The sequence below is a fragment of the Mesorhizobium sp. B2-2-3 genome, from assembly GCF_006442405.1.
Classification (GTDB): Bacteria; Pseudomonadota; Alphaproteobacteria; order Rhizobiales; family Rhizobiaceae; genus Mesorhizobium.
The window spans coordinates 1-12,204 of the sequence record NZ_VFWC01000009.1 but is presented as its reverse complement, the minus strand read 5'-3'; the positions used below and the strand labels follow the sequence as shown (position 1 = coordinate 12,204).

The 12,204-nt window shown below is 63.9% G+C and carries 11 protein-coding genes; 7 read left to right on the top strand and 4 right to left on the bottom strand.

Going from position 1 to position 12,204, the window contains the following annotated elements; all coding sequences use genetic code 11:
• Positions 1-48: 48 nt before the first annotated feature.
• The 5 genes from FJ951_RS17605 to FJ951_RS28490 all read left to right on the top strand — a co-directional run bounded on the left by FJ951_RS17605 (position 49) and on the right by FJ951_RS28490 (position 4,874).
• Positions 49-738: a 4Fe-4S dicluster domain-containing protein gene (locus tag FJ951_RS17605; protein ID WP_140495660.1), complete on the top strand. Its 690-nt coding sequence runs from the start codon at positions 49-51 to the stop codon at positions 736-738.
• A 105-nt stretch (positions 739-843) separates the two neighbouring features.
• Positions 844-1,581: a dienelactone hydrolase family protein gene (locus FJ951_RS17600; RefSeq protein WP_140516327.1), complete on the top strand. Its 738-nt coding sequence runs from the start codon at positions 844-846 to the stop codon at positions 1,579-1,581.
• Positions 1,582-1,727: 146 nt separating this feature from the next.
• Positions 1,728-2,288, top strand: coding sequence for an RNA polymerase sigma factor (locus FJ951_RS17595; RefSeq protein ID WP_140516325.1), 561 nt, complete (start codon positions 1,728-1,730; stop codon positions 2,286-2,288).
• 2 nt (positions 2,289-2,290) lie between these two features.
• Complete coding sequence (locus tag FJ951_RS17590; RefSeq protein ID WP_140516323.1) at positions 2,291-4,405, top strand: VWA domain-containing protein; 2,115 nt, start codon at positions 2,291-2,293, stop codon at positions 4,403-4,405.
• Positions 4,406-4,610: 205 nt separating this feature from the next.
• A complete protein-coding gene (locus tag FJ951_RS28490; protein ID WP_181169919.1) occupies positions 4,611-4,874 on the top strand; it encodes a hypothetical protein in 264 nt (87 codons plus the stop codon).
• A 15-nt stretch (positions 4,875-4,889) separates the two neighbouring features.
• Here the strand turns inward: FJ951_RS28490 and bmt are convergent, their stop codons facing one another.
• Together bmt and FJ951_RS17575 are read right to left on the bottom strand one after the other, a co-directional pair.
• The gene (bmt, locus tag FJ951_RS17580) at positions 4,890-5,912 is read right to left on the bottom strand and encodes a betaine--homocysteine S-methyltransferase (RefSeq protein ID WP_181172255.1); all 1,023 of its coding nucleotides are present in this window, start codon (positions 5,910-5,912) and stop codon (positions 4,890-4,892) included.
• 115 nt (positions 5,913-6,027) lie between these two features.
• Positions 6,028-6,885 carry a helix-turn-helix transcriptional regulator gene (locus FJ951_RS17575; RefSeq protein WP_140495665.1) on the bottom strand — a complete coding sequence of 286 codons (858 nt, stop codon included), beginning with the start codon at positions 6,883-6,885 and terminating at the stop codon, positions 6,028-6,030.
• Positions 6,886-7,114: 229 nt separating this feature from the next.
• Between FJ951_RS17575 and FJ951_RS17570 the strand changes: the two genes are divergently transcribed.
• Entirely contained in the window at positions 7,115-8,122 is a 1,008-nt protein-coding gene (locus FJ951_RS17570; protein ID WP_140516319.1) for a fatty acid desaturase, read from the top strand.
• Between the two features lie 91 nt (positions 8,123-8,213).
• Positions 8,214-9,044, top strand: coding sequence for a PhnD/SsuA/transferrin family substrate-binding protein (locus tag FJ951_RS17565; RefSeq protein WP_140516318.1), 831 nt, complete (start codon positions 8,214-8,216; stop codon positions 9,042-9,044).
• Here the strand turns inward: FJ951_RS17565 and FJ951_RS17560 are convergent.
• Together FJ951_RS17560 and FJ951_RS17555 are read right to left on the bottom strand one after the other, a co-directional pair.
• On the bottom strand, positions 9,009-10,364 hold the full coding sequence (locus FJ951_RS17560; RefSeq protein WP_140516316.1) for a Xaa-Pro peptidase family protein: 1,356 nt from the start codon (positions 10,362-10,364) through the stop codon (positions 9,009-9,011). The genes FJ951_RS17565 and FJ951_RS17560 overlap by 36 nt on opposite strands.
• Positions 10,365-10,373: 9 nt before the next feature.
• The coding region (locus FJ951_RS17555; RefSeq protein ID WP_140516315.1) for an FAD-dependent oxidoreductase at positions 10,374-12,204 on the bottom strand (1,831 nt) is incomplete at its 5' end.

Below are 12,204 nucleotides of genomic sequence, written 5' to 3'. Positions count from 1 at the left end.
CCACAAGGAAGTCTGGCGGAGCGCCTTCTCCGATCCGGTCAAGAAGGGATGATTCCTTCGCGCGGCAGGATGGAGGAGATTGCGGCCGCGCTTGGCGCCGACGGCCTCATCCTGCGTGGCGGCTTCACCTTTGGGGACGGCGAGGCGGCGCCTTGTGGCCGCTCCGGTGCACCAACCAGGTCGGCGCTGCTGGTGGGACAGGCGGGGGCAGCACCCTGGCCGCATTTTCTGCGCTGGCGTGAAAAGCAGCCGCGAGCAATCGCCAATCCGCTCGACACCTGGTCCCGGCAGGTCATAGGCGCGGTCGCGGAAGAATTCGGCGCACGCGCCGTGTCGCCGTCCGACAAGCCCTATCTGCCGTTCCAGCGATGGGCGATGCGGGCCGAGGGCCTGAAGCCGTCACCGCTCGGGATCCTCATGCATCCGCGATATGGGCTTTGGCATGCCTATCGCGGCGCGCTGCTGTTCGAGGACGAGATCGCGCTCCCGGAGGCTCGCGAGGCGGTCCATCTTTGCGACACCTGTGTCGACAAACCGTGCCTGAAATCCTGTCCGGTCGATGCCTATTCCATCCAAGGCTTCGCCTACCAGGCCTGCCTGGCGCATGTGCGCGGGCCGAGTGGCGGGCCCTGTTGTGACGGCGGCTGCCTTGACCGCAACGCCTGTCCCTATGGCACAGCCTATCGCTACCCCTCAGAGGTGCAGGCCTTCCACATGGCAGCGTTCGCGGGCCGGTAAGCTCGTCGCGCTGCCGCACGAAATGTTGACTGCCAAAATCAGGCAATAGCTTGCCCTGTCGGCGTGCCCGGATATGTATCGCCCAGCAACCGAACGGAGCTGGCGATGGCGAAACAGGACCTTCAGATCAAGACCAGGGACGGTATGGCGAGGGCGGGGCTGTTCCGCCCGGCCAACGCTTCCCCGCCCAAGGCCGGCATCATCCTCTATATGGATGCCTTCGGCCCGCGCCCCGCGCTCGACGGCATGGCCGGGCGGCTGGCGGACGAGGGCTATCCGGTGCTGGTGCCCGATCTCTTCTATCGCAACGCGCCCTACGGTCCGTTCGATGCCAAAACCGCGTTCGTCGAGGAAAGAACCAAGGTGCCGCTGATGGCGCTGATCAGCGCCACGACGCAGGAGATGACGATTGCCGACAGCGGCGCCTTCCTCGACGCACTCGCTGCCGAAGGCGTCACCGGGCCGATCGGCGTTGTCGGCTATTGCATGGGCGGCGCGCGGGCGCTGAACGCAGCCGCCTCCTATCCGGATCGCATCAGGGCGGCGGCCAGTTTCCACGGCGGCAATCTCGCCAGCGACGCGGCCGACAGTCCGCACCGCAAGGCGGGGTCGGTCAAGGCACGCGTCCATGTCGGCATGGCCGGCGTCGACAGGAGTTTTCCGCCCGAACAATCAGCGCGGCTGGCCGAGGCGTTCAGGGCGGCGGAAGTCGATTACGTGCTGGAGAATTATGTCGGCATGGCGCATGGCTGGTGCGTGCCGGACCACAGCGTCTACAACGAAGATGGCGCCGAGCGGCATTGGAACCGGTTGATCACCCTGTTTTCCGAGACGCTCGGGTAAAGCCAATCTTCGAGAGGTCGGCGCCGCCCCTCATCCGCCCTTCGGGCACCTTCTCCCGTAGAACGGGGAGAAGGAAGAGGTACCAGTAAAAAAATCTTTCCCTCACCCCAAGGATTGGCCATTAGCCTTCGTCCAACAGGCAAATGATGGCGATGATGCTGGATGAGAGCGAAGCCTCCGACGCCGAACTGATCGGGCGGGCGAAGGGCGGAGACAGGGGAGCTTTCGGCGCGTTGCTCGAAAGGCACTATGACTTCGTCTATCGCGCCGCCTACCGCTGGTGCGGTCGGAAGGCGGACGCCGAAGACATCGCCCAGGAAGTCTGCGTCCGGCTCGGCAAGGCGATCCGCGACTATCGCGGCGGCAGCGCCTTCACCACGTGGCTCTATGCCATGACGCTGAACGCCGCGCGCGACATGATGCGCAAGAGCGCCCGCGAGACGGTCAAGACCGAAGCCTATGGCGTTCATGCGCTGATTTCGGGCGAGGCTCCGGCCGAGAACGAGGATCTTGCCGAGGCGCTGTGGGCCGCGGTGCGGCGACTGCCGGACAAGCAGCGCGACGCCGTGCTGCTGGTCTATGGCGAGGGCTTGAGCCACGCGGCCGCCGCCGAGGCGATGGCGATCTCGGAGACGACTGTTTCCTGGCACATCCATGAAGCGAAGAAACGGCTGAAGACGCTCATGCGTTCAGCCGGGGAAGTGTGACCATGGTCGACGAGAACGAACTCAAGAGGCTGCGCGACATAGTGATCCCGGCTCCCGGCGAGAGCGCGAAGGCGCGCGCCTTCGAGGCCGCCATGCGCGCCTATGATGAGGAAAATATTTCCGCTGTCAGCCAAGGATCGGTCGGCGGTCTTCGTCTCACAGAGCGAGCACGAAAGCTCTGGAGCGAAATCATGCAAAAGAAACTCATTGCCACGCCGGCTATTGCCGGGCTCGTCGCCCTGCCGATCGCCGGATACGCCACTTTCCATATGCTGAGGGAACAGCCGTCCACTTTCGGCGGCGGCGAAAAGATCACCGAGACGCTGGCCGACAAGCCCGCCACGGTGAAGCCGCTGGCTAAACAGGCCACGGGCGATCAGGCGATCGACAAACCGCTCGCAACGAGCGCGCCTGAGAAAGACAAGAAGACCGACGCGGAAAGCCGCGACGAAACGGAGGCCTTGGCGGCGCCGAGCAGATCCGAATCGGCCGTTGCTGGAGGCCTGGCGCCGCAGAATGCGCAGGAACAGGTTGCGCCGGCGGAACCTGCGCCACCTGCGCCAACGGGCGAGTTCGCCCTGGATAGCACTGCCGCGCCCAGCACGTCGCGAGCCGCACGCATGTCCAAAATGATAGCACCGCAGCAGCCCGCCATGGCGCCGGCGGACCAGATCGCACCACAGGAGGAAAACCGCGATCGCGTCCAGGATTTTAAGACCAATCCGGTACATTCGGCACTCGAGGACCCGGTCTCGACCTTTTCGATCGACGTCGACACCGCCTCCTATTCCTTCGTGCGCCGTTCGCTGAAGGAGGGCTTCCTGCCGCAGGCCGACACGGTGCGGGTCGAGGAGATGATCAACTACTTCCCCTATGACTGGAAGGGGCCGGATGCGGCGTCGACGCCGTTCAATTCGACCGTCAGCGTCATGCCGACGCCGTGGAACGCGCACAGCAAGCTGATGCATGTCGCCATCAAGGGTTTCGACGTCAAGCCGGCCGAGCAGCCCAAGGCCAATCTGGTGTTCCTGATCGACGTCTCGGGCTCGATGGACGAACCGGATAAATTGCCGCTGCTCAAGTCGGCATTCCGGCTGCTGGTCAGCAAGCTGAAGGCCGACGACACCATCTCGATCGTCACCTATGCCGGCGATGCCGGCACGGTGCTGATGCCGACGAAGGTTGCCGAGAAGGACAAGATCCTCAATGCCATCGACAAGTTGCAGCCGGGCGGCTCGACGGCCGGCGAGGCCGGCATCAAGGAGGCCTACAAACTGGCCGAGCAGTCCTTCATCAAGGACGGCATCAACCGCGTGATGCTCGCCACCGACGGCGACTTCAATGTCGGCCAGAGCGACGACGACGATCTCAAGCGCCTTATCGAACAAGAGCGCAAGAGCGGCGTCTTCCTGTCGGTGTTCGGTTTCGGCCGCGGCAATCTGAACGACCAGATGATGCAGACCATCGCGCAGAACGGCAACGGCACCGCCGCCTATATCGACACGCTGGCCGAGGCGGAAAAGGTGCTGGTCGAGGATGCCTCCTCGACGCTGTTCCCCATCGCCAAGGACGTGAAGATCCAGGTCGAGTTCAATCCGCAGAAGGTCTCGGAGTACAGGCTGATCGGCTATGAGACCCGCGCCTTGAACCGCGAGGATTTCAACAATGACCGCGTCGATGCCGGCGAGATCGGTTCGGGCCATTCGGTCACCGCGATCTACGAGATCACGCCCAAGGGCAGCGGCGGCGAACAGATCGAACCGCTTCGCTATGGCCAGGCCGCGGTGAACAATGGTGGCGTCGCCAATGCGGACGAATACGCCTTCGTCAAGATACGCTACAAGCTGCCCAACGAGGACCTCTCGAAGCTGATCACCACGCCGGTGACGTCGGCCAACGAGGTTGCGTCTTTCGACCAGGCCACCACCGACCAGCGTTTCTCCGTCGCGGTCGCGGCCTTCGGCCAGAAACTGCGCGACGAGGATGCGACGGCGAAGTTCGGCTATGACAGGATCATGGAGATCGCCACTGCCGCCCGGGGGGCCGACCCGTTTGGGTACAGGTCCGAGTTCCTCTCGCTTGTGCGCCTTGCCTCGGCGCTGGGCGGCAATCGGTAGTGATGACGGCCGGTTTCTTTCAGATGAGATCGTTCTGACGTGAGAAACCGAACCACGGGCGGGTGAGGCAGGCCGGCGAGGGGACATTCCTGCCGGCCTTTTCTTGCGGAATTTGCGATCCGTTAAATTGCGCGGCATTTCCGGTACCGGATCGCAATTTCCTCTTGTTACGCCGGATAGGTGTGTGGGGCTGAGGGAGCCGGAATTGCAGATCAGGACTACCGCCAACTCGACACCGCCGGCACGGGACGCTTCGGCGGCCGCCCAATCAGCCGAATCCAGGCGCATCGGCGACGATGTCGCGCAGGCGCGCCACACCGCCATGTCGGCTCTGACCAACGACCGTTTCCGCATTATGCTGGAGCAGATCACCGATCCGGTTTCATCCGGAGCGCTGATGACGATGCGCGGCGACAATGTCGTCGATCTCAAATCGGCGCAGTCGAGCTACGCCGACAACAGCGAGTGATCTAACCCGACCAAGTCAGGCCCGGCTGCGGCGACGCTCGCGGCGGGCCTCGCTGGTCTCGGCGGTGTTCGCCGTGGCCACCTTGTTGCGCATCGGACCGATGCGCTCGACGATCGTCTCGACGGTCGGACGATCCGCCTTGCTGTGGGCGTCGAGCGCCTTGCGCATGGCGGCCAGGTGCTGGAACGAGGTGCCGCAGCAGCCGCCGATGATTTTCGCGCCGCCGTCGACCGCAAGGCGCACATAGTCGGCCATCAATTCGGGCGTGCCGGAATAGTGGATTTCGGTGCCGCGGAATTCGGGAATGCCGCAATTGCCCTTGACGATCACCGTCGCCTCCGGCTTCGCCTGTGTCATGTCGAGCAGCGAGGCGAGGATGTCGGAAGCGCCGACGCCGCAATTGGCGCCGACGCAGAGCGGTGCTTGCGACAAGCCGTCGGCGACGCCGTGTATGTCCTTGGGCAGCAGGCCCATCATGGTGCGGCCGGCGGTGTCGAAGGAACCGGTATAGGTGTAGGGCAGGCCGACGCGGATCGCCGCCTGGGCGGCGGCACGGATCTCGTCGGGCGCCGACATGGTCTCGATCCAGGCGACCTCGGCGCCGCCTTCCTTGAGGCCTTCGATCTGCTCGGCGAAGGCGTCGACCGCCTCGTCATAGGTCATGGCGCCAAGCGGCACCAGCAACTCACCGGTCGGACCAACCGAGCCGGCGACGATCACCTTGCGGCCGGCCTTGTCGGCAACGGCGCGGGCGATCTCGGCGGCGCGCTTGTTCAGGGCGTGCACGCGGTCCTGGGCATGATGCAGCTTCAGCCGGTGACGGGTGCCGCCGAAGGAATTGGTCAGGATGATGTCGGCGCCGGCGTCGACGAAATTCTGGTGCAGGCTGGTGATGGTGTCGGGCGCGGTCTCGTTCAGCAACTCAGGCGCCTCGCCAGCCTCGAGACCCATTGCGAACAAATTGGTGCCCGTGGCGCCGTCAGCCAAAAGCACGCCTTTTTGCGCCAGCAGCGCGTCGATCGGGTTGGTCGTCGTCATCGGATTGGCTTTCATGTTCTGAATTCGGATAAGGATATAAAGAAGTCTTTATGTCCAGTCAATGAAATAGCGACGGCGGAGTCGCAGTTGAAGGGCGCGGTTACGGGTGCCGCTGTCATGCGGAACCTGATGGAAACGACAGGCCAGCCAGATTGCGCGCGAAGCTTGCTGCCTCATGCGGGTTGACGTCGGCGGCCCGGATCAGATTGTCGAAATGCCGGGTCAAGGCCTGGACCGGCTGGGTGGCATTCAGCACGACGTACATGTCGCCGACATAGATGGCGGCGCGGTAAGGTCCGAAAATGGTGAGCGGGATCGAATAGCGCATGCGGCCGTCGTAGAGAAACAGCCGGAAAGTCGGATAGAGATCGTCAAGCAGCGTCGCCATATGGGCGAGTTGCTGCCGACGGTCGGCCTCCGGAAAGCGGTCCCAGACGCCGAGGCCGCGTGCAAAAATCTCCAGCGTGTGACGCGGCATGCAGACTTCCATGTCGGTCTCCGGGCGCCGGTTGTATTCGATGCGGTATTGGGTCTCGCTGGCCTGTGCGAGCCTGCTCCTGTTGGTGATGTTTGCCTCATAGTCGACCAGCGCGTGGGTCCGCAGAAGATCGGGGATGCCGGCCGGCACATAGCGGATCTTGGTGCCCGCGGCCTCGGCGAACCATCTGGCCAGAAGCGTGCGGTCGAAACCGTCGGGGGCTTCCTCGATCTCCAGGCTTTCGCGGATTTCACCGGTGACGCCCTCGTCCTGGCTGAGGCCGAGCAGCCAATCCAGCGACACTTTGAACTCGGCCGCGATGTTGAGCAGCGTTTCGGCCCGCGGCAAGCGCGTCGACGCGCCCGACATCAGCTGCGACAGCGCCGACCGATCGATGCCGACGGCGGTGGCGAAGGCGGACTGGTTGAGGTCGGACCTTGTCAGGAGCAACTTGAGACGCTCCCGAAAGATTGCTGACAGATCTCGTTTGTCCATCTTCCAAGTCTCCGAATCATGAGGAAAAATTTTCGCCGAGACGTCCTGACGAGGCGCTCCAGGCGTAAATGAATCCCTAGGCCTGTTTACAATCTGTAACATGTGCGGTTGAAAATGCGCAATCGCAACATTTTGTACACTTTGTCTCGTTGAGTGGAATCGTTTCTCCTGACACTATGCTGTCAGGAGCCACTGGGGTTCCGGCGACTGAGGGGCAGTGGTCGATAGCATGACTGGCAAGAGCATCAGGCGACGCAATACACCGGCCATCGAGTGGCCAACCGTAGCCCTCGCTTTCTTCTGTTACGGAGCATGGCTCGCCACCGGCCTTCTGCTCTGGCCGTCCTATCCGATCTTCGCGCTCGCTCTCCTCGGTTTCATCCTGGCACTTCAGTCGTCGATCATGCACGAAGTGCTGCACGGCCATCCGACGCGCGATGCCCTGATCAACGAGGCTTTCGTCTTCCTGCCGATCGGTCTGGTCTGGCCGTTCCGCCGCTTCAAGACGCTTCATCTGCGCCATCATGCCGACGAGCGCCTGACCGATCCGCTCGACGATCCGGAGAGCTATTACCAGGCGCTGTGGCAGCATGACGACCTGCCGCCGACGATGAAATTCCTGCTCAAGGTCAACAACACCATGGCCGGCCGGTTCTTTCTCGGTCCCTGGCTGTCCTGCATCGGCTTCTTCATCGACGACGCCAAACATATGATGGCCGGCGACAAGGCCATCCGCAAAGCCTGGCTGCTGCATGCGATCGGCCTCGCCGTCGTGGCGCCGATCGTGCAGTTCGGCTTCGGCATTCCGCTTTGGCTCTATATTCTCCCGGTGTGGCTCGGCCAGTCGCTGATCGCGATCCGCACCTTTGCCGAGCATCAATGGTCCGAGCATCCCGAAGGCCGCACGGTGATCATCGAGCGCTCGCCGCTGTCGTTCCTGTTCCTCAACAACAATTTGCACTTCGTCCACCACAAGACACCAACGGTGGCCTGGTACAGACTGCCCCAGCTGTTTCGTGAACGTCGCGAGGAATGGCTGCGGATGAACAATGGCTATGCCTATCCCAACTATTTCGCGCTGATCAGGTCCTATGCTTTCAAGGCCAAGGAGCCGATCGTGCATCCGGTGTTGCGGCGCCAGCCGGAGCCGGGCAGGGCGTTCAAGCCGCGCGTCAGGGCGCGCAGCATCAGCGGGCTCGGCACCGCGCCAGTCCCGGCCGAGCCGCCCAAGGAATGAAGCCCGCGACACGACGGACGGTGTCGGCTAACTCAAATCCGACGCCGCGTTTTTGTGAACCTCTCTCCAGATTTAATGGTCAGATCCCGGCATGAGCGAATTCGTTGCAGCGCTGCCGATGTATGACTGGCCGGAAGTGCGCCGCGAGGTCGACGCCCAATGGGCACTGCTGCGCGATGCCTTCCGTCAAGGGGGGATAATCGATGCGCCGGAGACCGTCATTCGCCGCAACGGCGATCTGCCGCCGGTGCCGGGTGGCATTCATAGTGGCACCGGCGTTCTGATCGCGCCCGACCCCGCGACACTGCCGCCGGACGCGCTCGATTTTCACCAGCTCTGGCTGCATCCCGCACTGCTGTTCGCGCAGACTTGCTGGGGGCCGATGGAGCTTGGCCTGGCCGGCCATGTGCAGGTTGTCGGCCAGCCGAGCTATGACGTCTACGAAGGCGGCCAGGGCGAGCTTTATTCGAGCGCGCTGGTGATGCGGGCGGACGGCAAGGCGTCGGTGCCTGCGCCTGGCAATGGCAGGCCCGTCATCCCGCTCGATCTGATCCGGGGCAAGCGCTTCACCTTCAACAGCCTCGATTCAATGTCCGGTATCATCGCGCCGACGCGAGACCTGGAGGCGCTGGGCGAAAGCCTTGATGTGTTTTCCTCGCGCAGCGAAAGCGGCGGACATCGCGCTTCGATCGTCGCCGTGGCCGAGGGCAGGGCCGATGTCGCGGCGATCGACTGCGAGAGCTGGGCGCTGGCGCAGCGCTTCGAGCCGGCCGCCCGGCAGGTGAAGGTCGTCGGCTGGACAGGCCTGCGCAAGGGCCTGCCCTTCATCACCGCGAAAACGACGCCGGAAAAAACGGTTGCCGCGATGCGGGAGGCCCTTGCCGGCTTAGCCGAGCAGCCTCGCATCCAGCGGATAGGTTGAAAGCTTTTCGTTGCCGGTGCCGGTGACCAGGATCTGTTCCTCGATCTTGACGCCCTCGCGCCCGCCGAGCCTGCCGATATAGCTCTCCACGCACAGCACCATGCCTGGCTCGATCACGCCGTCGGGCGTGTCCGATGTCCAGTCGTCGGCATGCGGCAAGGTCGGGTATTCGTCAGCCAGCCCGACGCCATGGTAGAGCACACCATAGCGGATCGGGAAACAGTCGCCGGGCGGCACCGCCGAGCGGTCGACAAGGTCGCGGAAGGCGGTGCCCGGCTGTATCAATTCGGTATTGTGCGCGATCTGGTCGGCGGCGATGCGGAAAAGATCGCGCTGTTCGTCGGTTGGCTTCACATCCCCGCACAGCCAGGTGCGCGACAGGTCGGCGCAGAAGCCGTAGGGGCCGATCAGGTCGGTATCGAAGGCGACGAGATCGCCCGCCTCGATGAGGCGCGAGGAGCATTCCTGGAACCAGGGGTTGGTGCGCGGGCCGGATGCCAACAGCCGCGTCTCGATCCATTCGCCGCCGCGGGCAATGTTGCCGCGGTGCAGTTCGGCCCATAATTCATTCTCAGTGATGCCGGGCTTCAGCGCCTGTTCCATCTCGCCCATTGCCGCCTCGCAGGCGAGGATGGCGCGGCGCATGGCAAGGATCTCGTCCGGGGATTTGACCAGCCGGGCGTTCTCCATCACCGCTTCGCCATTGCCGATGGAAATGCCGCGGCGCGCAAGTTCCTCGACGCCTTCCGGATTGATGTGGTCGACCGCGATGCGGCTGTTGCCGCCGCCATGTTCCCGCACCAGATCGGCGATCCCGCCCGCCCAGCGGCGGACCTTCTGCTCGGTGAGTTCGCCGCTGTACAGATACATCCACGAGACGGCGGGGCGAACCTCGTCGACGACGCCGGAATGGTCCGACAGATGTTCGCAGGAGAAATAGTCGAACAGCACCACCGGCCCTTCGGTGGCGACGAAACAATGCCGTGTCGGGTTGTGCGCCACCCAAAGCTGCATGTTCGTGGAATCGGTCGCATAGCGGATGTTGATGGGATCGTAGAGCAGCGCGCCGGCGTAGCCCCGGCGCCTCAGCTCGGTGCGGATGCGTTCCAGCCGGTATTTGCGCATTTCGGCCAAGTCGGGGGCGGCAATGCCTGCCGCCGCCCATTCCGCTTCGGCTGTCGCGCCGTAGCCCAGCACATGCTGGTTGAGATCAGCCGCCTTCTGGCGGGAGGCCTCGCGCAGCGCCTCGATCGAGCCCGGCACAAACGGCATGATCTTGCGGTGGCGGCCGAAGCTCCCCTTTGGCGCCGCGCTGTCCATGGCGAAACCTCAGCTCCGCATCTTCTCGCCGCTCGGGTCGAACGGCGCCTCGACATTGATGCGGGCCGGACGGCGATGGCCGAGGATTTCGATCTCGAACAGGCCGGCACTTTCATCCTCGGCCAGCGCCGCCGGCACGTAGCCCTGCGCCATCGACTTCTGGATATAGTGGGCATAGCCGCCGGAGGTAACCCAACCGACCACGCGCCAGTCGCCGTCGACGATGCCGCGCACGGCGGATGCGCCTTGTGCCGCCTTGGAGCCCCGCACTTCCTTGCCGGCCGCATCGAAGCGCGGCGCGCCAAAGCCATGCGGCTTTTCCACCGTACCGTAGTCCTTGCCGACCTTGGCCCAGATCGGCTCGTCACCCATCACGTCGGCGTCGGCCGCCTCGACGATAAAGGACACGCGGCGCAGCTTCGGTCCTTCGGCCCGTTCCCTGGCGGCCGCGTCGCGGCCGATGAAGTCGTTCTTCTCCAGCTTGATGAAGCGGTCCATCGAGCCTTCGAACGGTCCGTAGATCGGCCGCAATTCGCGGAACCAGGTCGGGAAGTTCTTTTCCAGGCGCATCGAGAGCAGGGCGCGCATGCCGAAATCGACCAGCCCGAATTCTTCGCCTGCGTCCTTGATCGCCTTGTAAACCAGGCGCTGATAGGCCGGTGCCATCCAGATCTCGTAACCGAGGTCGCCGGTATAGGTAATGCGGTTGACCATGCAGGGCGCGCCGCCGACCGCCATTTCGCGGAAGTCCATGAAGCGGAAGGCCTTGGTCGAGATATCGACATCGACCAGCCTCTGCAGGAGGTCCCGCGACTTCGGTCCGGCAATCGACAGGCCGACCAGCGTCTGGTCGAAGCGGTGGATGCGCACCTCTGACGTCCTTGGGCCATCCTTCGGCAGGTGCTTTTCGAACCAGCGCATGTGATATTTCTGCGCGGCCGACGAGCCCCAGATCATGAAGCGGTCTTCCGCGGCCTTGGCGATGGTGAAGTCGCCGATCAGCTTGCCGAATTCGTTGATCATCGGGGTCAGCACGATGCGGCCGGCCTTCGGCATGCGGTTGGTCATCAGCCGGTTGAGGAAATCCTCCGCCCCCGGTCCGGAGACTTCGTATTTGGCGAAGTTGGCGATTTCGGTGACGCCGACGCGCTCGCGCGTGGCGCGCACTTCCTCGCCGATCGGCCCAAAATCGTTGGAGCGGTGGAAGGACACGATATCCTTGGGCTCCTTGCCCTTCGGCGCGAACCATAGCGGGGTCTCAAGGCCCCAGGAGTCGCCCATGACGGCGTTGTTGGCGAGCATGGTGTCGTAGAGCGGCGTCGTCTGCGCCGGGCGTGCTGCCGGCAGTTCCTCATTGGGGAAGCGGATCGAGAAGCGGCGCGAATAGTTCTCGCGCACCTTGGCGTTGGTGTAGCGCAGGCTCGCCCATTCGCCGAAGCGGGCGACGTCCATGCCCCAGACGTCGAAGCCGGGATCGCCATGCACCATCCAGTTGGACAGCGCCAGGCCGACACCGCCGCCCTGGCTGAAGCCGGCCATGACGGCGCAGGCGCACCAGAAGTTGGTCAGGCCCTGCACCGGGCCGACGAGCGGATTGCCATCCAATGCGAAAGTGAAGGGACCGTTGATGATCTGCTTGATGCCGGCCTTCTCGATGCCGGGGAAATGCTTGAAGCCGACCTCCAGCGACGGCGCGATGCGGTCGAGGTCGGGTTGCAACAGCTCGTGGCCGAAATCCCAGGGCGTGTTGACCGGCGACCATGGCTTGCACGCCTTTTCGTAAGTGCCGAGCAGGATGCCGTTGCGCTCCTGGCGGGTGTAGATCTCGCCCTTGAAATCC

Coding starts and splice junctions, on each gene's coding strand:
- FJ951_RS17605 (WP_140495660.1), top strand. CDS start 49: ATGATTCCTTCGCGCGGCAGGATGGAGGAGATTGCGGCCGCGCTTGGC.
- FJ951_RS17600 (WP_140516327.1), top strand. CDS start 844: ATGGCGAAACAGGACCTTCAGATCAAGACCAGGGACGGTATGGCGAGG.
- FJ951_RS17595 (WP_140516325.1), top strand. CDS start 1,728: ATGGCGATGATGCTGGATGAGAGCGAAGCCTCCGACGCCGAACTGATC.
- FJ951_RS17590 (WP_140516323.1), top strand. CDS start 2,291: ATGGTCGACGAGAACGAACTCAAGAGGCTGCGCGACATAGTGATCCCG.
- bmt (WP_181172255.1), bottom strand. CDS start 5,912: ATGACGACGACCAACCCGATCGACGCGCTGCTGGCGCAAAAAGGCGTG.
- FJ951_RS17575 (WP_140495665.1), bottom strand. CDS start 6,885: ATGGACAAACGAGATCTGTCAGCAATCTTTCGGGAGCGTCTCAAGTTG.
- FJ951_RS17570 (WP_140516319.1), top strand. CDS start 7,115: ATGACTGGCAAGAGCATCAGGCGACGCAATACACCGGCCATCGAGTGG.
- FJ951_RS17565 (WP_140516318.1), top strand. CDS start 8,214: ATGAGCGAATTCGTTGCAGCGCTGCCGATGTATGACTGGCCGGAAGTG.
- FJ951_RS17560 (WP_140516316.1), bottom strand. CDS start 10,364: ATGGACAGCGCGGCGCCAAAGGGGAGCTTCGGCCGCCACCGCAAGATC.